A 19,996-nucleotide genomic window follows, 5' to 3' on the forward strand; every position below is an offset into this window, starting at 1 on the left:
TCGCCCCTGTGCGGGGCGGCACCTACTTTTCTTTGCCGCCGCAAAGAAAAGTAGGCAAAAGAAAGCGGCTCACACCGCCAATTCTTGACGTTTGCCCACGGGCCCCCAACGTCCCCACACTTCGCACGGCAACGCCCTTGTTTGTGTGCGTTGCCAGCGCGCTGAATGCGCGCCTCACCCGCTTCGATTACCCGTACCCGGTCAGGCGGCAGCGAATGGTATGTGCCGCCCAGGTGGCAAACTGTGTGTAGGTTGTCGCGTCGTATGGCTTGGCGCTCTTACAGGGTGGGACGCAGGCGCTATTGGTCTGGAGTGGTGCGCGTATGGCGCGAAAGCCGACACACAGTTTGCCACCTGGGCGGCGGTGGACTGCGCGGCAAGGCGTGCCGTGACGCGGGAACGTGAAGTGGGTGAGGCGCACGGCAGGAGCGTTAGCAACGAACGTGGGTCATGTGGATGCCGTGTGAAGTGTAAGAACCTTTGGGGGCCCTCAGGCGAGAATTAGCACTGGCGGTGTGAGCCGCTTTCTTTTGCCTACTTTTCTTTGCGGCGGCAAAGAAAAGTAGGTGCCGCCCCGCACAGGGGCGACGCTTGAAGCGAGCTAACGAATCGCGGATGCCAGCGAAAGCGAAAGCGAAAGCGAAAGCGAAAGCGAAAGCAAAAGCAAAAGCAAAAGCAAAAGCAAAAGCGAAAGCGAAAGCGAAAGCAAAAACAAAAGCAAAAGCAAACCGCAGACACCAGCGCAAAAAACAGCCAGACCACCCAAAGCGTCGCAGACAAAAAAAACCTCAAGCTGCGATACGCGCTTTCCCAGCCACATGCTGCCGGCCATCATCACGCCGATGCACACACTGCCCAGCGGCATAAGTCTCAAACACAGCGCGATCATCCCCAAGCAGGGCAAACGCAAACAACAGCTCCTCCAGCGACTCAGTCCGCGCAGTCCTACGCGCCAACAACGGCGTAGCCTTAGGATCAAGCACCACAAAATCCGCCTCAGCCCGAGGCCTCAACGTCCCGACCCGATCGGCAAGATCAAGCGCTTCTGCCGCGCCAGCAGTAGCCAACCAGAACATCCGCGTAGCGGTCAAATGATGCCCACCCAACCGCGCAACCTTATGCGCTTCATTCATGGTCTGCAGCATGGAGAACGACGTACCCCCGCCGACGTCGGTCGCCAGCGCTACAGGCATACCCGATTCCCCAGCCTTGTCGAAATCAAAAAGGCCGCTTCCAAGAAACAGATTCGACGTCGGGCAATGCGCCGCAACGGCACGCGTCTCGGCCATCCGCCGGCGGTCCTCAGCATCGAGATGAATACAGTGCCCATACACGGCACGCGGGCGCAACAGCCCATAGTGATCGTAGATGTCGAGATAGCTGCGATGGCCAGGAAAAAGACTCGCCACCCACTTCACTTCGTCATGATTCTCCGCAACATGGCTCTGAATGAACACATCGGGATGCAGCTTCGCCAGCGCACCCGTCGCTTCGAGTTGCGCTTGCGTCGATGTCGGAGCAAAACGCGGGGTCAGCGCGTACATCTGACGTCCCTTGTTGTGCCAGCGCGCAATCAGCTCGGCACTGTCGTCATAGCCCGATTGCGCCGTGTCGCGCAGAAACTCCGGGCAGTTGCGGTCCATCAGCACCTTGCCGCCGATCATCCGCACATTGCGCCGCTGCGCTTCAGTAAACAAGGCATCCGCCGATTGCTTGTGCACCGTGCAGTAAACGAGTGCCGTCGTCGTGCCGCACGCAAGCAGTTCGTCGATGAAAAAGCGCGCTGTGTCCTGCGCAACGCCGGCGTCGCTGAAACCGCGCTCGGTCGGGAACGTGTACGTGTCGAGCCACGGCAACAGCCCCGGCGCGGGCGACGCGATCATGTCCGTCTGCGGATAATGAATGTGCGTATCGATGAAACCGGGGACGATCAGCTTGTCGCGCATCTCGATCACCTGCGTGGCGGGCGCGAGCTGCGCAGCGACGGACGCATACGCGCCCGCCGCGACGACATGTCCGTCTTCGACGATCAGAAGGCCGTCTTCGTTGAACACGGCAGCATGGGACGATTGCGCAGGGTCGCCGTTGAACGTCAGCAGTTGCGCGCGATAAGCTGTTTGAGTCATGGTGAAACCGTCTCCGAACTATAAGATCAAGCGGGGATCAAGCGGATGCGCGCCAGTGCGCATCGAGTCTGGCGATCATCGCGTCGCGCTCCGCAGGCGTCACGAACGACGCTTCGAAGCTGTTGCGGATGATCGTGTACACCTCGCTGTCGTCGAGCTTGAGAGCATCGATCGTCGCAAGGTAGTTTTCGTTGACGTAGCCGCCGAAATAGGCGGGATCGTCGGAATTCACGGTGACGGCAACGCCCTTGTCGAGCAGCGCCTTCAATGTGTGTTTGGTCAGATCGTCGAACACGCACAGCTTCAGGTTCGACAGCGGGCACACCGTCAGCGCGACCCGCGTGTCGGCAAGCCGCGTGACGAGCGCCGGGTCTTCGATGCTGCGCACACCATGATCGACGCGGTCCACTTTCAGCAGGTCGAGCGCTTCGTAGATGTACGACGGCGGGCCTTCTTCGCCCGCGTGCGCGACGAGCTTCAGGCCCTTGTCGCGAGCCCTGGCGAACACGCGCTCGAACTTCGACGGCGGATGGCCGCGCTCCGACGAATCGAGACCGACGCCGATCAGCCGGTGTTTGTATTGGTCGAACAACGGCAGCGCTTCGTCGAAGGTTGCCAGCGCATCTTCTTCCGACAGGTGCCGCAGGAAGCACAGAATCAGCTTGCTCGTCAGACCGCGTGTTTCCGCTTCAGCCAGCGCACGCTCGATGCCCGCGACCACGGTCGCAATCGGCACGCCGCGTTCCGTATGCGTTTGCGGATCGAAGAAGATTTCCGTATGCACGACGTTGTCCGCGAGCGCGCGCTCGACGTAGGCCATCGTCATGTCGTAGAAGTCTTCTTCCTTCAGCAGCACGCTCGCGCCCGCATAGTAGATGTCGAGAAACGACTGCAGATCGGTGAACGCGTACGCGGCGCGCAGCGCTTCGATCGAGTCGTACGCGAGCTTCACGCCGTTGCGTTCGGCAAGCTTGAAGATCAATTCGGGTTCGAGCGAGCCTTCAATATGAATGTGCAGCTCGGCCTTCGGTGCGCCGTTCGTCTTGTGAGCTAGCGGGGAAAGTGTGGTTGTCGTCATGGTCGGTCAATGATTCGGGTTATCGGTTGATGTATTCAACGCCCGATGGCTGGTCGGACGTCCCCCAATGCGTTCGATGCATGTTCGACGTTCAGGCCGTCTGCGCCGCGTGTGCCGCGTTGGCCTCGACAGCCTGCAGCAGTTGCGCCGCCGCCGAAATCGCAATGATTTCCGGCGACTTGTCGACGATGCCGTCCACGCCGAGCGGACATTTCATCCGCGCAATCGCGGCAGGATCGAACCCGCGCGCGGCAAGCCGGTGCTCGAACTGCTTGCGCTTGGTATGCGAGCCGATCATGCCGAAGAACGCGAAGTCGCCGCGCCGCAGGATGCGCTCGGCCAGATCGAGATCGAGCGCGTGGTTGTGCGTCATCACGATGAAGTACGTGTGCGGCGCAGCCTTGTCGATCGCTTCGTCGGGTGCGTCGTTCGCTTCGATCGTCACGTTCGTCGCGCCGAGCGTATCGGGCGCCGGGAACTGCGCATCGCGTTCGTCGACCCAGTGCACGTGGCAGGGCAGCGTTGCTAGCACGCGCACGAGCGCGGCGCCCACGTGCCCCGCGCCGAACAGTACCACCGGGAAGTCGCGCGGCGCGATGGTTTCGGTGAGCAGCGCGCTGCTGTCGTCGAATCCCGCGCCGTCCCACAGCAGACAGTCGGCGCTTTCGACGCCCGGTTCCGGATCGGACAGCATCACCGCATCGGGTGCGGGGCCGAATGATACGCTACGCACTGTCGATTGGCCTGCCGCCACGCGTTTGGCCAGCGACGTCACCCAACCGAGGTCGCCGATGTCGAGCCGCTCGAACGCGAGCACGACAGCGCCGCCGCAGCACTGGCCGAGGCTCGGTCCGAGTGCGAAGCGTTCGAGCCGCCGCATGTTCGGCGCGCGCATGCCGTCGCGCAACACCCGTCGCGCGCTTTCGATCGCTTTCCATTCGAGATGCCCGCCGCCGATCGTATGGCGCGCGGAATCGCGCGTGACGATCATCTTCGTGCCGGCATCGCGCGGCGCCGAACCTTCGGCGCGAGCGACCGTCACGAGCACGACGGCGTCGCCATGCGCGAGCAGTTGCTGCAGATCGGTGAGCCAGGCATGCATCCGGCAATTCTCCATACGGGGCCGCGCGGGTTGGCCGCGCAGCCGGTTGATCTTGTGTGCGTTGCGGTCGTGCCGCGCGGGCACTTCCACACATGTGTATTGCTAGGCGGTCGTGCCCGCGCCCGCAGGTTCCTGCGAAGTTGGACTGGCCACTGCGGCGATTGTTGCAACAGGCGCGCTTGTGTTCAGCGCATCGATCGCATCGAGGATGGCCTCGGGCGTCGCGGGCGCGCGCAGTGCAGGCGCGTGCGGTGCATCGGGCGCGGTGGCCGCGACGGCATCGCGGATCGCGAGAAACACGGAGAACGGCAGCAACAGCGGCGGCTCGCCGACGGCCTTCGAGCGGAACACGGTCGGCTCCGCGTTCGGGTTGTGGTACAGCTTCACGTTGAACGCGGCGGGTGTGTCGCTGACGGCGGGGATCTTGTACGTCGACGGCGCGTGCGTCATCAGACGGCCGTCGCGGTTCCACCAGAGTTCTTCCGTCGTGAGCCAGCCCATGCCCTGGATGAATGCGCCTTCCACCTGGCCGAGGTCGATGGCGGGATTGATCGACTGCCCTGCGTCGTGCAGCACGTCGGCGCGCACGAGCTTCCATTCGCCCGTCAACGTATCGATCACGACTTCGGATACCGCCGCACCATAAGCGAAGTAGTAGAACGGATGGCCCGTCAGCGTCTTCGCATCCCAATGCACTTTCGGCGTTGCATAGAAACCGTCGGACCACAACTGGATGCGCGCGAGATACGCTGCGCCGACCAGTTGTGCAAACGGCATCGCCGCACCGTTCGCGCGTACTTCACCGTTTTCGAAGGTCACGTCCTTCGCTTCGCCGCCGAGTTCTTTCGCGGCCAGCACCGCGAGGCGCTCCCGGATGGCGTGCGCGGCGGCTTCGGCCGCCTTGCCGTTCAGGTCGCTGCCTGTGGACGCGGCGGTGGCCGATGTGTTCGCCACTTTCGATGTATCCGTCGCCGTCACGCGCACGCGCGAGAGCGGCAGGCCGAATGCGTTCGCGACCACTTGCGCGACCTTCGTGTTCAGTCCCTGGCCCATTTCGGTGCCGCCGTGATTCACGAGCGCTGAGCCGTCCTTGTAGACGTGCACGAGCGCGCCCGCCTGATTCAGGAACGGCACGTTGAACGAGATGCCGAATTTCACCGGCGAGTACGCGAGGCCGCGCTTGAGCACGGGGCTCGAGGCGTTGAACGCGGCAATCGCCGCGCGCCGCGCTGTGTAGTCGCTCGACTCGATCAGTTCATCCGTCAGCGGCGCGATCACGTTGTCTTCGACGGTCTGGCCGTATGGCGTCACGTTGCGCGTGTCGATGCCATAGAAATTCGCGCGGCGCACCTCGAGGGGATCGCGCTTCAGTTCGCGCGCGATGCCGTCCATCATCACTTCCATGACGAGCGCGCCCTGAGGGCCGCCGAAGCCGCGAAACGCGGTGTTCGACTGCGTGTTCGTCTTGCACGGCAGCGCGACGATGTCCACGTCCGACAGGTAGTACGCGTTATCGAAGTGGCACACGGCGCGCGTCGCGACGGCGCCCGACAGGTCCGCCGAAAACCCCGCGCGCAACGCGATCTCGACGCGGGCGCCGAGAATACGGCCGTCCTCGTCGAAGCCGGCTTCGTATTCGTAGATCGCGTCGTGACGCTTGCCCGTGATCATGAAGTCGTCGTCGCGATCGGCGCGCAGTTTCACGGGGCGACGCAAGCGGTGCGCGGCCAGCGACGCCGCGCACGCAAACAGCGCCGACTGCGATTCCTTGCCCCCGAAGCCGCCGCCCATGCGCCGGCATTCGCACATCACGCTATGCGTCGGCCAGCCGAACATATGCGCGACCACGTGCTGCATCTCGCTCGGATGCTGCGTCGAGCTATAGACGAGCATGCCGTCCATTTCCTTTGGCACGGCATACGCGACCTGGCCTTCGAGATAGAACTGCTCCTGGCCGCCGACTTCGAACGTGCCTGCGATCCGGTGCGGTGCCTGCGCGATCCTCTCCGCAGGCGCACCGCGCTTCAGATGCAGCGGCGGCAGCACGTACTGCTTCTTCGCCTTCGCTTCGGCGGCAGTAAGCACGGCTTCGAGCGGCTCGTAGCGCACGACGTCGTCGCTTTTCGCCAATGCCGCCGCGCGCCGCGCGAGTTCATGGCTTTGCGCCACGACGATGAAGACGGGCTGGCCGAGATAAAGCACTTCGCCGTCGGCGAGAATCGGGTCGTCGTGCAGCACGGGGCCGCAGTTGTTTTCGCCGGGAATGTCGTCGGCGCTCAGCACGGCGACGACGCCGGGTGCCGCGCGCACGGCATCGAGATCGAGCGACACGATGCGCGCATGTGCGTGCCGCGACAAGCCGAGCGCCGCATGCAGCGTCTGCGCCAGCTCGGGGATGTCGTCGGTGTAGGTCGCTTCGCCGCTCACGTGCAGCGTCGCCGATTCATGCGGCAGCGGCACGCCGATGGCAGCCTGTGCGTCGTGTGCGGCAAGCGACGCGTGATGAACGAAGGCTTCCGTCTGCTTGTTCATGGCCTCTGCTCCTGTGCGCCCGCGGCCGGCATCGCGGCTGTGTCGAATGCGAACGCATTGACGTCGCACAGCGCGAGCGGATTGGCGTCGCGTGTTTCCAGATGGAAGCGCCACAGCAGATTGCGCGCCACTTTCAGTCGATAGGCGCTGGTCGCGCGCATGTCGGTGAGCGGCTGATAGTCGGCGGCGAGCGCGTCCATCGCGCGTTGCGTGGTGGCGGCGTCCCACGCCGCGCCTTTGAGCGCGGCTTCGGCGTGCTGCGCGCGCTTCGGCGTCGCGGCCACGCCGCCGAATGCGATGCGCGCATCGGCGATCGCGCCATCGACGATGCGCAGCGCAAACGCGCCGCACACGGCCGAGATGTCCTGGTCGTAGCGCTTCGCGACCTTGTAGGTGCGAAAGCGCAGATCCGGCGCGGGGCGCGGCACGCGGATCGCCGCGACGAACTCGCCGGGTTCGAGCGCCGTCTTCTGGTAGCCGACGTAGAACGCGTCGAGCGGCAATGTGCGCGTCTTGCGCTCGCGCTGCAGCACGACGAGCGCATTGAGCGCCATCAGCGCCGGCATCGAATCGCCGATCGGCGAACCGTTCGCGACGTTGCCGCCGAGCGTACCCGCATTGCGGATCGGCAGCGACGCGAAGCGTGTCCACAATTCGGCGAGTTCGGGATAGTCGGCTGTCAGCGCGGCATACGCGTCTTCCAGCGACACGGCCGCGCCGATTGTCAGCGTCTGCGCGTCGCGTTCGATCGTCTTCAGCTCGGTGACATTGCCGATATACAGGATGTCGCCCAGATCGCGGAACTGTTTCGTGACCCACAGGCCGACGTCGGTGCTGCCCGCCAGCAGCCGCGCATGCAGATGCTGCGCGCGCAGCGCGGCGAACGCGTCGAGCGTGACGGGGGCGAAGAAAGCGGGCGTGCCGTAGTCGGTGCCGCGCGTGTCGGGCGCGCGGTATTCGAAGGTGTCGTTTCGCTGGATCGATTGCAACGCCTCGACGACGGCGGCGCGGTCCAGCGCGACGCGCGGATACTGCTGCTCGTCGAACATTTTCTGCGACGCTTCGACGATCGGGCGGTAGCCGGTGCAGCGGCACAGGTTGCCGGAGAGGGCGGTGTTGATTTCGTCGCGGGTCGGCAGGCCGGCGCCTGCGGGGTGGTTCTCGTACAGCGCCCACATCGACATTGCGAAGCCGGGCGTACAGAACCCGCACTGCGAGCCGTGGCAGTCGACCAGCGCTTCCTGAACGGGATGCAGTGTGCCGCTCGCGGCGCGCAGCTCTTCGACCGTGAAGAGCGCCTTGCCGTCGAGGGTTGGCAGGAACTGGATGCACGCGTTGACGGCTTTGAGCGCGAGTTGTCCGCGCGAATCCAGTTCGCCGACGACGACCGTGCAAGCGCCGCAATCGCCTTCCGCGCAGCCTTCCTTGGTGCCTGTGCAGCGCAGGTCTTCACGCAGGTGCTGGAGCACGGTGCGCGAAGCGGGCGCGCCGCTGATTTCGCGGACGGTTCCCTGGTGATAGAAGCGGATGGTTTGCGTTGTCACGGCGAATCCTGAAGACATTGCGGACCGGGCGCGCGTTACGCATGGGGTCGCGCCGTAGCCGGCCTCGCGCACGTAGATCGCCATCCATGCTCGAACATAACACCACTTTGTCCTAAAAATATTTCCCCGGGTGAATGGGGGTTATTCGGTGGTCGTCATGAAGGGGGCGGGCGTGGTGCCCTGTGAATGTGGGAATTTCCGTGCGGAGCCTTGTGGGGCGGGGGTTTGAAGTGTGTAAGTAGTTGTGGTTTGGTTTTGGTTTGGTTTTGGTTTGCTGGTGTTTGCGGATGGCATCCGCGTATTGTTAGCGTGCTTCAAGCGTCGCCCCTGTGCGGGGCGGCACCTACTTTTCTTTGCCGCCGCAAAGAAAAGTAGGCAAAAGAAAGCGGCTCACACCGCCAATTCTTGACGTTTGCCCACGGGCCCCCAACGTCCCCACACTTCACACGCCAGCGCCCCGGTTGTTGCCCGTTGCCAACGCTTCGAACAAACGCCTCACCCGCTTCAATTACCCGTACCCGGGCCAGCGGTAGCGAATGGTATGCGCCGCCCAGGTGGCAAACTGTGTGTAGGTTGTCGCGTCGTATGGCTCGGCGCTCTTACAAGGTGGGATGCGTGCGCTATCGGTCCGGAGTGGTGCGCGTATGGCGCGAAAGCCTAGACACAGTTTGCCACCCGGGCGGCGGTGGGCTGTCTGGCGCGGCGTGCTGCGACGCGGGAGTGTGAAGCGGGTGAGGCGCTCATTCAGAGCGCTTGCAACGAACACGAATGACGTGATTGCCGTGTGAAGCGTAAGAACCTTTGGGGGCCCTCAGGCAAGAACAAGGGCTGGCGGTGTGAGCCGCTTTCTTTTGCCTACTTTTCTTTGCGGCGGCAAAGAAAAGTAGGTGCCGCCCCGCACAGGGGCGACGCGTGAAGCAAGCTAACGAATCGCGGATGCCAGCGCAAAGCCCAAAACACCGACCGGCGACGCCTGAAGCGCGCTAACAAAACGCGGACGCCAGCGCAAAGGCGAACGCCCCGCACAGCGCCGCGTGAAACAACGCTAACAATTCGCGGATGCCAGCGAAAGTAAAAGCAAATCGCGGATGCGAGCGCAAAAACCGAAACACCACCCGGCAACGCCCGCACCACAACAACTCCAACCGAAAGACACCCTCTACCGTGCCCGGCGATTCCGCCAAAGACTAAAAGCAAGCGCAACAAACGCCACCACAAACCCGATCAGCGACCAGCCGGGCAGGGAAATCCCGAGAATCGGCGGATACGGCGTTTCACACAGCCCCGCGACCTTGAACACGCCAGGCAGCCAGTGAGCGGGCGGCAGACCATCGACGATCGGCTGCAACGCGTCGAACCCGCAGCTGAAGTTCGGATGCGACTGCACATACACGTGCCGGGCGGCCGTCACCAGCCCGCCGAGCGCCGACAAAAGCGCCAGCAGTTCGAGCAGCCTCACGCCCGTCCAGCCGCGAATCCGCGCGCCGAGAAACGCGAAGATCGCGATCAGCAGATAGAAATAGCGCTGGATAATGCACAATGGGCAAGGATCTTCATGCTCGACGAACTGAAGATAAAGCGCGCCCCCAACGAGCGCGAGACAGACCAAACCGAGTAGAACGAGCAGACTGCGCTCGCGGCGCAATGTAACGTTGTCGATAATCATGATCCTGCTAGCGGTGGAAGTTCGGTAAAAGGTGCGGCGATTCTAGCCGAAGCACGCGGCGCATGCCGATGCCCCCGCATGTGGCGCCGCCCATGTCAACAAATCTCAGCGAATCGTATTCAGTACCGCTTCGACGGCCCGTCCTGTTCCCAGCAACGCGTCGTCCGCGTGCGGCGCGGCGGCCAGCATCAGCCCGACAGGCGCGCCGCCACGCGGATGGCAGGGCAGCGAGATCGCGCAAGCGTCCAGAAAATTGAACGCACTCGGGTTGCGCAGCACGAGGCCGTTGGCGCGGAAGAACGCTTCGTCGTCGTCGACCAGGCCCGCGACGCGCGGCGGCACGATCGGCACCGTCGGCGCGACGACGGCGTCGAAGCGCTGCCACATCGCATGCGCTTCGGCCAGTACGGCGGCGCGCTCGGCCAGCAGGTCGAGATAGTCGGCGGCTGTCGCCGGCTGGCCCTTCAGGATGCGCGCGAGCACGCGCGGATCGTACGCGTCGCGCTGCGCTTCGAGTAGCGGCCGGTGCCACGCGTAAGCTTCGATCGGCGAAAAGCCGAAGCGGTTGATCGCGGCGAGACGGTCGAGCGGCGCAAAGCGCACGTCGCTGACGATCGCGCCCGCCGCCTCCAGATGCTTCAGCGCGGCGTCGTAGGCCTGCGCGACTTCCGGCTCGAGATCGTCCGTCACGAAATGGTTCAGCACGCCGAGACGCACGCCTTCCAGCCGCCGCGCAGCCGGGACGACCGGCTCCAGCCCGGCGAGAATCCGGTCGACGAGCGCGCAGCATGCGACCGTCGCGCCGATCGGACCGAAGGCGTCGAGCGTCGGCGAGAGCGGCACGCCGCCTTGCTTCGGCACGCGGTCGGCGGTCGGCTTGAAGCCGGTCAGGCCGCACAGGGCGGCAGGAATGCGCAGTGAGCCCCCCGTGTCGCTGCCGAGCGCGACGGCCGCCATGCCGTCCGCCACCGACGCCGCCGCGCCCGACGACGATCCGCCCGACACCCGTTCGTCGCCCTTCACGCCGCGCCGGTACGGCGACAGCGGATTGCCGTAGTGCGGGTTGAGGCCGATGCCGGAGAACGCGAATTCGCTCATGTTCGTGCGTCCGACGATCACCGCGCCCGCGCGCTTGAGCCGCGCGACGGCAGGGGCGTCCGAGGTCGCGGGCGCGGCATCCGCGAGCACTTTCGAGCCGGCGCGCGTCACCTGTCCTTCGATGTCGAACAGATCCTTCACCGACACGGGAATGCCCGCGAGCGGCGACAGTACGGTGCCCGCCGCGCGCAGACGGTCGTGCGCGTCGGCCGTGGCTCGTGCGTTGCTGGCGTCGACCCGCACGAAAACGGCGGCGCCCTGGCCGGCGGGATCGGCGATGCGTTCGAGCGCCGCTTCGACGAGCGCGCGGCTGGTGGTGCGGCCGGCGGCAAGATCGGCGGCGAGCTGGGCGAGCGGCGGGAAGGGCGTTGAATCGGGTGACGCGGCGGGTGACGTGGCGGTGGTCATGGCGTGAGATCGAAGGTGGGCAGTCGAGAACCGTATTGTGACGCGTCGGGCGCGATCGGCGTGAATGGATCAAAAGCGAACGACGCGGCGCGAGTTTCGCCGAACGCCTGGGCTGGTATTCGTTCTTCGTGCTTCGCTAAATGGTTTTTAACCGTTCGTGCGTTACCATCGCGTTCTGGATTACTTTTTGTAAGGAACAAGACTATGCACCACGGTATCGGCTTCATTCAGGATCTGGCAGTCGTGATGGCGCTCGCCGGCGTCGTCACCGTGCTGTTCCATCGCCTGAAACAGCCGGTGGTGCTCGGCTATATTGCCGCGGGCGTGATCATCGGGCCTTACACGCCACCCTTCCAGCTGATTCACGACGAGCAGACCATCCAGACGCTCGGCGAACTCGGCGTCGTGTTCCTGATGTTCTCGCTCGGGCTCGAGTTCAGCTTGCGCAAGCTGTTCAAGGTCGGCGCGACGGCCATCGTCGCCGCGCTGTCGGAGATCGTGCTGATGCTATGGATCGGCTATGAGATCGGCAGCGCGTTCGGCTGGAGTTCGATGGACTCGCTGTTTCTCGGCGCGATTCTCGCTATTTCGTCCACCACCATCATCGTCAAGGCGCTCTCCGAGCTGGGTCTCAAGCGCGAGAGCTTCGCGCAACTGGTGTTCGGCATTCTGATCGTCGAGGACATTCTCGCCATCGCGATGCTGGTGCTGCTGTCGGGCATCGCTCAGACGGGCGAGCTGTCGGCGGGCGTCGCGTTCGTCACGCTCGGCAAACTGCTGCTGTTCATGACGGTGTCGCTGGTGGTCGGCATTCTGGTCGTGCCGCGCGCGCTCAACTACGTCGCAAAGTCGCAAAGCGACGAGATGCTGCTCGTCTCCGTGCTCGGTTTCTGCTTCGCGTTCTGTCTGCTGGTCGTCAAGCTCGACTACAGCATCGCGCTCGGCGCGTTCCTGATCGGCGCGATCATGGCCGAGTCGCGCCACCTGCACCGCATCGAGCATCTGATCGCGCCGCTGCGCGATGCATTCTCGGCGATCTTCTTCGTGACGATCGGGCTGATGCTCAACCCCGCCGTGCTGGTCGACTACGCATGGCCGATCGCCGTCATCACGATCGCGGTGATTCTCGGCAAGATCGTCTCGTGCGGGCTCGGCACCTTCCTCGCGGGCAAGGACGGGCGCACGGCGATGCGCGTCGGCATGACGGTGTCGCAGATCGGCGAGTTCTCGTTCATCATCGCGTCGCTCGGTCTCACGCTGAAAGTGACGAGCGCGTTCCTCTATCCGATTGCCGTCGCCGTCTCCGCGCTGACGACGCTCTTCACGCCGTACCTGATCCGCGCCGCCGACCCGCTCACGCAGCGCCTGGGCCGCGCGATGCCGCGCACGCTCGCCAACGTGTTCGGCATGTACGGGCAATGGCTCGGCAGTCTGCGGCCGGCTTCGGGCGAGCCGACCGTGTTCGGCCTCACGAGGCGGATCATTCTGCAAATCGCGGTCAATCTCGCGATCGTCGCTGCGATTTTTCTGGGCGCATCCTATGGAGCGCCTTACGGAAGTGGATTCATTGAGAAATGGCTGCCGTCCGAGCCGATGCAGCGCGTCGTGCTGTGGAGCGCGGCGCTGCTCGTCTCGCTGCCGTTTCTTGTTGCCGTCTACCGGAAGACCAAGTCGCTTGCGCTGTTGCTGGCTGAAATCAGCGTACAGCCGGCCAAGGCGGGGCGCTTCACGAGCGCGATCCGCTACGCCATTTCGGACCTCGTGCCTGTCGTTTCGATGCTAGGCGTGTTTCTGCTCGTCGCGGCACTGTCGAGCACGATCCTGCCGCCGACGGGCCTGCTGGTCGCCGTGCTGGTCGTCGCCGCGCTGCTGCTGACCTTGCTGTGGCGCTGGTGCGTGCGGATTCACGCGACGATGCAGATCGCGCTGCGCGAAACCTTCGACGAGCAGCCCGATCCATGATGCCGCACGTCCGCGTCACGCCGATTGAGACACGTTCGCGCAAGGTTGCATGTTGTGTCCTGATGTGACGAATTGTGTGCTGGTTTGCCCATGCGGGGCGCGAGGCGGATAATGAGATATGTCTAATCGTTCACGCGCGAAGACGCGTCTGTCAAACAGTCATGAGCGAGAACAACTCCGATAACGCCGGTACACCCGGCACACCCTCTCCTTCGACGAGCCAACCCGGCGCAGCCGGGTCGCCATCGTCACCGGCCCCTTCATCGACGCCCTCGGCCCCCGCGCCGACGCCCACTCCCGCACGGGAAGCCAAAGAAGCCGCTTCCACCGACTCCCCCGAAAGCGCCTCCAACGTGACGCCCGAGAACGCGGCCGCCGCGCAGCGAAGCGACGCGGAGCAGGCGCGCACGAACGCCGCTGCGCAGGCCGCCGCGCAACAGGAAGCGGCGGCGCGGGTGCAATCGGTGGTGTCGAATGCGGAGCGGGCGGCGGCGACGGCAGCGACGGCTGGCGCACCTGCCGCGAGCGCGGCGTCTGGCGCGGCGGACGCTGCCGCCAAGGCGCCTGCGGGCGGCGAGCCGTACGGCGAGCCCGATGGCACGCTTGGCGCGTCGGGTAAAACCGGCGGCGCTCCGCCCCCGGGCTTCGGCTCGGCGCCGGATTTCGGCGCGTCCAATCCGCCACCGGCCAGTGCGTATCCGCCGGGGCCGCCTGCCTATCTGAAGCACAACGACTCCGCGTGGTCCGTATTCGGACGCATCGTCGCGGCGCGCGCGCGGCAGATTTTCGACCGCGCGGGCCGCCGGATCACGCAGCGCACGTTGCGCATCGGCGTGTCGGCGCGGATCTTTCACCCGGAGCCGGGTGCGAAAGGCCTGCGCGGCAAGACGCTGCAATATCTGGAGGAGTCGATCGCGCATTGGGTGATGTCGCGCGACGTGCTCGTCTTCATGATTCCGACGGTCGGCCATCAGGGGATGCTGCATCCGAGCAACATCCGCCTGCGCGACTATGCGAAGCATCTGGACGGTCTGTTGCTGCAAGGCGGCGCCGATGTGTCGCCGCAGTCGTACGCTGAGGTGGCGACGCGTCCCGAATGGCCCGGCGATCGCGTGCGCGACATGTACGAACTCGAACTGCTGCACGAGTTCATCGAGTCGGGCAAGCCGGTGCTCGGCGTGTGCCGCGGTTGCCAATTGATCAACGTCGCGTTCGGCGGCACGCTGTATCAGGACATCGCGACGGATGTGCCGACGGCGGGTATCCACGTCAACGAGCATTACGACCAGCATCGACATTCGATTCATTTCCCCGAAGGCTCGACGCTCGTCAACATGTTCCCCGGACGGCGCGAAGCGATCGTCAATTCGATCCACCACCAGGCGGTCAACCAGCTGGGACGCGATCTGAACATCGAGGCGGTGTCGGGGAACGACGGCATCATCGAAGCCGTGCGCTACCGGCGCGCGCCGTTCGTGATGGGTGTGCAGTGGCACCCCGAGTTCCACCGCGCGGGCGGTCCCGAACTGCTCGATTGCACGCCGTTGCTCGATACGTTCCTGCGGGTCGCGCGCGAAACGCGTTTCTGATTGCCACGCCTTCGATCTGACGCGAGCGGGCCGCTGATGGCTCGCTCGCGTTTTTCGTTTCTGTTTGTCGCAAGGCTGCGCGGCACCTGGTTGCGAACCCAATCGCATGAGAAAACAACAGTCGTTTTTACGAACTTTTGCGGTTGCGTGTTGTATTGCTTAGTTGTCCGTTCATCTCGATTTAAAGTCCTGTCGTAGCGCGTCAGAAAGGGCGTATTCCGCGCGATAATCCGAGGCTGTTTCTGGATACGCATGGAGTATCGACGTATGAAGTACCCCTTGGATCTGCGCCGCACGGTATTGCTCACGCTTGCTTGCGCGCTCATGCATGGCGGCGTTGCACAGGCGGCCGGCAAGGCGGCAGTGGGAGCGGGCGTCGTGCGCGCGGGCGCGGCGAAAGGCGCACCCGCCGGAACGCCGGACGCCCAAAACGATGCCGGCTCCGCCGACACTGCGGGCAGTGCACCCGGACTCGACGCGAACCTCGACGCAAGCGGCAGCGTACAAGGCGATGTCGCCGATCTGATGCAACTGATCCACGACGGCGGTCTGACGGAAATGCGCACCACGTATAACGGCGGCTATGGCGCTTCGATGTTCTTCCACGCGCAGAGCATGACGTACTACGTCGCGCTGTTTCAGGAGAAGCACTTCTGGCGCGTCATCAGGACATCCGACCAGGCGCGGGCCGAATCCATCTATACCGGCTTCGTGCGGCAAACGGCCCAACTCGCGGACGTCGAGATTCGCCGGGCTCAGTTGCAGGCGCAGAAGGCATCGATCGAGCGGGTGATCGGCGAGTCGCAGGCGCGTGCGCAACGGCTGCAAGCGGATATCGAAGTGGCGCGTGCGCAGGAAGCGAAGGTCGCGGACTATCAGCGGCAGACGCAGGACGAGACGCTCGCGTTGCGTGACGAAAAGGACAAGGCCCAGGTGCAATTGCGTCAGTTGCAGCAGCAGGTGCTGCAGTTGCAGCGTCAGGCGGAGGCAGGGCTGCCGGCCCGGTGATCGCGTTCGCCGGGTCGCGAGGGCAACGCGGCGTTGTGGTTTGAAGGGAATGAGAAAAGGGCTGAGTCCAGGATTTCACTGAACTCAGCCCTTTTGTTTGAGACTGATTCGGATTGCCCGACGCTCGCGGACTTACTTTGAAAAGCTATCGGGCACTTCGGTCACGCGCCGCTGGGATATGTGGTTCATCCACTCGGTGCTGTTGGTGTTCACGCGGTCCTGGCGGACCGCGACGGGTGCGGCGTCCCGCACATGCGTGCCCGCCGACATCGTGACGGAATCATAGTCGCCGCTCAGGCGCGCCGAGGGCGCGAGAGGAGAGTAGTCACCTGCAACAGAGGGCAAGGGACGCGCGCGATATCCCGCCGAAAGCCGTGTTTCCGACGGTGCATGCCAGTCCGAAGTCGCATGCGAGCCGTGAGGCGGCGCGATGTCCAGCGTGTGCGCGACCGCATGGGGAAGGCGGCGCGCGCTCGTAGCGACGAACTCGTTGCGCTCGCGCTTCGTGGAGTTAGCTTTGCGTATGTCTCGCTCAGCATGATCGGCGCGGGATGGCTTTGCGCTCTTCGGCGGGACGCTTGCATAGGCATCGACAGCGCGCGGAGCGATGGGCATCGCGCGTTCAGCGGTGGTTCGCGACGCTTGTATAGCAGGCGTGTCGTGGCTGGCAGCGGGCGAAGCGGAAGCTCTCGAGGTCGCCGTCGTTGCGGGCACGGCGGGAGGGGAGGAGGCGCGCCCCGCGTCATTGCCCGACGTGGCGATCGCCGCGCTTGCGCCCGGCTTACGCGCCGTCAGATCGCCGCGCGCGCGATTCCACGCGACGGGCGCATCCGCCTGGCGTCCGATATTGCCGGAACGGCTGTGCACGCTTCCATCATGATCCGCGGCGGCGTGGAGCGTTACATCGGGCGCGGCGGCGAGGGTTGGCGACGCAGGCTGTCGTGGATGGTTCGCCATCAGCCACGCAATCGCGGCCACGCCACCGATCACGCATGCGCCAGCCGCAAGCGTGCTCGGTTGACGGCCCTGCCGAGCCGGCGCGCGGGTCGGATGGCGCATGCCCAGTGGAGTCGGGCTGGGCTTGCCGGCAGGACCCGGACCAGCCTTGATATCGGGTTGCTGCCGCAGACTTTGCGGATCCCAGCGGCACAGGGCGCGGATCGCGTCGGAACTCAGGCAGAACGTGCGCAGCATCGCGGCGTACAGCGCCTTCAGTTCGGTACGGAAGCTGACATTGGGCGGCAGCAGCGACCATTCGCGGCCAAGCGAGCGAGATACCAGCTCAAGTGGGCGAAGGCGCGGCATTCTTATTTCGCCGACTACGAGTGTGAGTGGGGATGTCGACACGGTCTTCGCCTCGTTCTTGTTCGCGTGTTTGGCCTCGAAGCGGCGGACGACAGCAGATGTGAACGCAACGCACGTTCACGGCCCGGTCGAGGCGTTGGGTCGCGTTATCGTGGCAGACGGTTGCCGACTCAACGATCAGATAAATCCTAAATATTTAGTAATCTTAATAATGTGTCGATTCGCGATCCAGTCGATAGACATATCTCAATGCAGTGATATCGACGCCGCCCATATGATCAGGCTCGGCGCCCGAGAACTGCCAGCCCTGCCGTTCGTAAAATGCGATTGCAGGAGCATTGCCTTCCAGCACATACAGATACAGCTGCGCCTCGCCATGCTCGCGGGCCCAGTCCTGCGCGGCGCGCATCAGCAGCTTGCCTGCACCGATCCCCTGATGCGCGGGCAGCGTGTGCAGATTGTCGAGCAGCACACCCCATGGCGAATCCGGCTGACGTTCGACGCACACGAAGCCGATCGGCTCGCCCGCCCGCACCGCGACCAGCACGATCCGCCGTTCGGCGCCCGGCGCGGACATCCGCGCGCGCCAGTACGACGCTCGCTCCTGCGCGACCTCGCCGTTCAGAAACGCGTCCGGCAGCAGCCCGCGATAGGTCGCCTGCCAGCTCGCGCTATGGATGGCGGCGATGAGATCGGCGTCGGCCTCGGTCGCGGGGCGCAGCGTGAGGGGCGAAAGCGTGGGCAGTGAAGCGGAATCGGACATTGCGGCGGTATGGCGCGGTAGAAAGCAACGGATCGGCCGCCAGCACGCGGCAAGAGAGTCACGATACGGCGCATGTCGCCCGGCGTCACCTGGCGCGGCTTGCCAGTCGAAAACCGCGTCGGAAGAATTTTCTTGGAAGAGGGCTATCGTAAGCAAATTGTATTAAATGCGCACCCTCCAGAGTAACGTTATTATCACGGCAGGCGCATGTTGTAAGTGAAATATCACGTTTACCCTGATATCTCGACAGCATCTGCCGCATGAGAATACCGCGCCCACGTAAAGCGCCGCGTCCTGACGGGCGCAGACGCGACCCGGCCGAGCCGGACCGGGCATCCGCGCCATTCCGGCGGATCGTTTGAACTGCCCAGCGCTGTCTGTTCCTGCAGTCAGCGGGCCCATTTCGAGAAAGTCATGGCAACTGCATCCCATGCTCAAGTAGCGACGGACGAATCCAAGGTTCGTACGGTATTCCGCGTCGTCAGCGGCAACTTCCTGGAAATGTACGACTTCATGGTCTACGGCTATTACGCCGCTGCGATCGCGAAGACGTATTTTCCGAGCGGCAATGAATTCGCATCGCTGATGCTGTCGCTGTCGGTGTTCGGCGCAGGGTTCCTGATGCGTCCGCTCGGCGCGATCGTGCTCGGCGCGTACATCGATCACCACGGCCGCCGCAAGGGGCTGATCTTGACGCTCGCGCTGATGGCGCTTGGCACGCTCACCGTCGCGTCGATCCCGGGCTACGCGACGATCGGCGTGCTCGCGCCCGTGCTCGTGCTGATCGGGCGTCTGTTGCAAGGCTTCTCGGCGGGTGTGGAGCTGGGCGGCGTGTCGGTCTATCTGTCGGAGATCGCGACCAAGGGCAACAAGGGCTTCTATTGCTCGTGGCAATCGGGCAGCCAGCAAGTGGCCGTCGTGTTCGCCGCGCTGATCGGCGTGGTGCTGAACCGCATACTGCCCGCCGACCAGATGACGTCATGGGGCTGGCGCGTGCCGTTCCTGATCGGCTGTCTGATCGTGCCGTTCCTGTTCATCATTCGCCGCTCGCTGAAGGAAACGGAAGAGTTCCTGGCGAAGAAGCATCGTCCCTCCGTCAGCGAGATTTTTTCGTCGATGCTGCAGAACTGGGGCGTCGTGCTGGGCGGCATGGGCATGGTCATCATGACGACGGTGTCGTTCTACATGATCACGGCGTACACGCCGACCTTCGGCAAGGAAGTGCTGAAACTTTCGTCGATCGACACGCTGATCGTCACGGTTTGCATCGGCGTATCGAACCTGATCTGGCTGCCTGTGTCGGGCGCGATTTCGGATCGCGTCGGCCGCCGTCCCGTGCTGCTGACGTTCACGATCCTCACGATCCTGACGTCGTATCCGGCCGTGCAATGGCTCGTCGCCGATCCGTCGTTCGCGCGCCTCCTGATGGTCGAGCTGTGGCTCTCGTTCCTGTACGGCTGCTACAACGGCGGCATGGTCGTCGCGCTGACGGAGGTGATGCCAGCCGACGTGCGCACGGCGGGCTTCTCGCTGGCATACAGCCTCGCGACGACGATCGGCGGCTTCACGCCCGCGATCGCGACGTACCTGATCCACTCGACGGGCAACAAGGCAGCGCCCGGCCTGTGGATGAGCGTGGCGGCCGTGTGCGGCCTGATCGCGACGCTCGTGCTGTATCGCACGCCGGAAGCGCGTAACCAGTATCGGACGGCGTAAGGGGCGTTGCGCCTGGCGCCGGCCTCGTCCGGTTCCGAAGCTGAAAATGAAAACCCCCGCATGTGTGCGGGGGTTTTTTGTTTGACCGACGGCTTCGAC

General features: G+C 64.3%; 14 protein-coding genes. 4 read left to right on the forward strand and 10 right to left on the reverse strand.

The annotated features are described in order from the left end of the window. Positions 1 to 601 precede the first annotated feature (601 nt). The 8 genes from C2L66_RS03980 to C2L66_RS04015 all read right to left on the reverse strand — a co-directional run bounded on the left by C2L66_RS03980 (position 602) and on the right by C2L66_RS04015 (position 11,554). Positions 602 to 820 carry a hypothetical protein gene (locus tag C2L66_RS03980; protein ID WP_103323680.1) on the reverse strand — a complete coding sequence of 73 codons (219 nt, stop codon included), beginning with the start codon at positions 818 to 820 and terminating at the stop codon, positions 602 to 604. Continuing rightward, positions 789 to 2,126 (reverse strand): guanine deaminase, encoded by a 1,338-nt coding sequence (gene guaD / locus C2L66_RS03985; protein ID WP_060601866.1) that lies wholly within the window; start codon positions 2,124 to 2,126, stop codon positions 789 to 791. The genes C2L66_RS03980 and guaD overlap by 32 nt, the downstream gene beginning before the upstream one ends. 37 nt (positions 2,127 to 2,163) lie before the next feature. Beyond that, on the reverse strand, positions 2,164 to 3,204 hold the full coding sequence (locus tag C2L66_RS03990; RefSeq protein ID WP_054934047.1) for an adenosine deaminase: 1,041 nt from the start codon (positions 3,202 to 3,204) through the stop codon (positions 2,164 to 2,166). 91 nt (positions 3,205 to 3,295) lie between these two features. Next, on the reverse strand, positions 3,296 to 4,306 hold the full coding sequence (gene xdhC / locus C2L66_RS03995) for a xanthine dehydrogenase accessory protein XdhC (protein ID WP_054934053.1): 1,011 nt from the start codon (positions 4,304 to 4,306) through the stop codon (positions 3,296 to 3,298). A gap of 102 nt (positions 4,307 to 4,408) precedes the next feature. After that, positions 4,409 to 6,838 carry a xanthine dehydrogenase molybdopterin binding subunit gene (xdhB, locus tag C2L66_RS04000; protein ID WP_060601864.1) on the reverse strand — a complete coding sequence of 810 codons (2,430 nt, stop codon included), beginning with the start codon at positions 6,836 to 6,838 and terminating at the stop codon, positions 4,409 to 4,411. Beyond that, positions 6,835 to 8,382, reverse strand: coding sequence for a xanthine dehydrogenase small subunit (gene xdhA, locus C2L66_RS04005; protein WP_082670377.1), 1,548 nt, complete (start codon positions 8,380 to 8,382; stop codon positions 6,835 to 6,837). The genes xdhB and xdhA overlap by 4 nt, the downstream gene beginning before the upstream one ends. Positions 8,383 to 9,541: 1,159 nt before the next feature. Further along, on the reverse strand, positions 9,542 to 10,048 hold the full coding sequence (locus C2L66_RS04010; RefSeq protein WP_054934050.1) for a disulfide bond formation protein B: 507 nt from the start codon (positions 10,046 to 10,048) through the stop codon (positions 9,542 to 9,544). 105 nt (positions 10,049 to 10,153) lie between these two features. After that, positions 10,154 to 11,554, reverse strand: coding sequence for an amidase (locus tag C2L66_RS04015; RefSeq protein ID WP_060601856.1), 1,401 nt, complete (start codon positions 11,552 to 11,554; stop codon positions 10,154 to 10,156). 204 nt (positions 11,555 to 11,758) lie between these two features. Here C2L66_RS04015 and C2L66_RS04020 point away from each other — a divergent pair, with 204 nt between their 5' ends. The 3 genes from C2L66_RS04020 (at position 11,759) to C2L66_RS04030 (ending at position 16,113) form a co-directional block, all read left to right on the forward strand. After that, on the forward strand, positions 11,759 to 13,516 hold the full coding sequence (locus C2L66_RS04020; RefSeq protein WP_060601849.1) for a cation:proton antiporter: 1,758 nt from the start codon (positions 11,759 to 11,761) through the stop codon (positions 13,514 to 13,516). A gap of 161 nt (positions 13,517 to 13,677) precedes the next feature. Then, positions 13,678 to 15,105, forward strand: coding sequence for a gamma-glutamyl-gamma-aminobutyrate hydrolase family protein (locus tag C2L66_RS04025; RefSeq protein ID WP_060601847.1), 1,428 nt, complete (start codon positions 13,678 to 13,680; stop codon positions 15,103 to 15,105). A 267-nt stretch (positions 15,106 to 15,372) separates the two neighbouring features. Next, on the forward strand, positions 15,373 to 16,113 hold the full coding sequence (locus C2L66_RS04030) for a DUF2968 domain-containing protein (RefSeq protein WP_060601844.1): 741 nt from the start codon (positions 15,373 to 15,375) through the stop codon (positions 16,111 to 16,113). A 132-nt stretch (positions 16,114 to 16,245) separates the two neighbouring features. Here C2L66_RS04030 and C2L66_RS04035 read toward each other — a convergent pair whose 3' ends face one another. Together C2L66_RS04035 and C2L66_RS04040 are read right to left on the reverse strand one after the other, a co-directional pair. Then, positions 16,246 to 17,460: a hypothetical protein gene (locus C2L66_RS04035; protein WP_233444927.1), complete on the reverse strand. Its 1,215-nt coding sequence runs from the start codon at positions 17,458 to 17,460 to the stop codon at positions 16,246 to 16,248. A gap of 163 nt (positions 17,461 to 17,623) precedes the next feature. Continuing rightward, entirely contained in the window at positions 17,624 to 18,181 is a 558-nt protein-coding gene (locus tag C2L66_RS04040) for a GNAT family N-acetyltransferase (RefSeq protein WP_060601838.1), read from the reverse strand. A gap of 414 nt (positions 18,182 to 18,595) precedes the next feature. Between C2L66_RS04040 and tcuC the strand changes: the two genes are divergently transcribed. Then, the gene (gene tcuC / locus C2L66_RS04045; protein WP_054934058.1) at positions 18,596 to 19,897 is read left to right on the forward strand and encodes an MFS transporter; all 1,302 of its coding nucleotides are present in this window, start codon (positions 18,596 to 18,598) and stop codon (positions 19,895 to 19,897) included. Positions 19,898 to 19,996 lie beyond the last annotated feature (99 nt).

Origin of the sequence: Paraburkholderia caribensis (genome assembly GCF_002902945.1) — a bacterium.
GTDB classification, from domain to species: Bacteria; Pseudomonadota; Gammaproteobacteria; order Burkholderiales; family Burkholderiaceae; genus Paraburkholderia; species Paraburkholderia caribensis.

Bases quoted from the DNA above. Each gene is read 5' to 3' on its own strand.
- C2L66_RS03980 (WP_103323680.1), bottom strand. From the start codon at position 820: ATGTGGCTGGGAAAGCGCGTATCGCAGCTTGAGGTTTTTTTTGTCTGC.
- guaD (WP_060601866.1), bottom strand. From the start codon at position 2,126: ATGACTCAAACAGCTTATCGCGCGCAACTGCTGACGTTCAACGGCGAC.
- C2L66_RS03990 (WP_054934047.1), bottom strand. From the start codon at position 3,204: ATGACGACAACCACACTTTCCCCGCTAGCTCACAAGACGAACGGCGCA.
- xdhC (WP_054934053.1), bottom strand. From the start codon at position 4,306: ATGCATGCCTGGCTCACCGATCTGCAGCAACTGCTCGCGCATGGCGAC.
- xdhB (WP_060601864.1), bottom strand. From the start codon at position 6,838: ATGAACAAGCAGACGGAAGCCTTCGTTCATCACGCGTCGCTTGCCGCA.
- C2L66_RS04010 (WP_054934050.1), bottom strand. From the start codon at position 10,048: ATGATTATCGACAACGTTACATTGCGCCGCGAGCGCAGTCTGCTCGTT.
- C2L66_RS04015 (WP_060601856.1), bottom strand. From the start codon at position 11,554: ATGACCACCGCCACGTCACCCGCCGCGTCACCCGATTCAACGCCCTTC.
- C2L66_RS04020 (WP_060601849.1), top strand. From the start codon at position 11,759: ATGCACCACGGTATCGGCTTCATTCAGGATCTGGCAGTCGTGATGGCG.
- C2L66_RS04025 (WP_060601847.1), top strand. From the start codon at position 13,678: ATGAGCGAGAACAACTCCGATAACGCCGGTACACCCGGCACACCCTCT.
- C2L66_RS04030 (WP_060601844.1), top strand. From the start codon at position 15,373: ATGAAGTACCCCTTGGATCTGCGCCGCACGGTATTGCTCACGCTTGCT.
- C2L66_RS04040 (WP_060601838.1), bottom strand. From the start codon at position 18,181: ATGTCCGATTCCGCTTCACTGCCCACGCTTTCGCCCCTCACGCTGCGC.
- tcuC (WP_054934058.1), top strand. From the start codon at position 18,596: ATGGCAACTGCATCCCATGCTCAAGTAGCGACGGACGAATCCAAGGTT.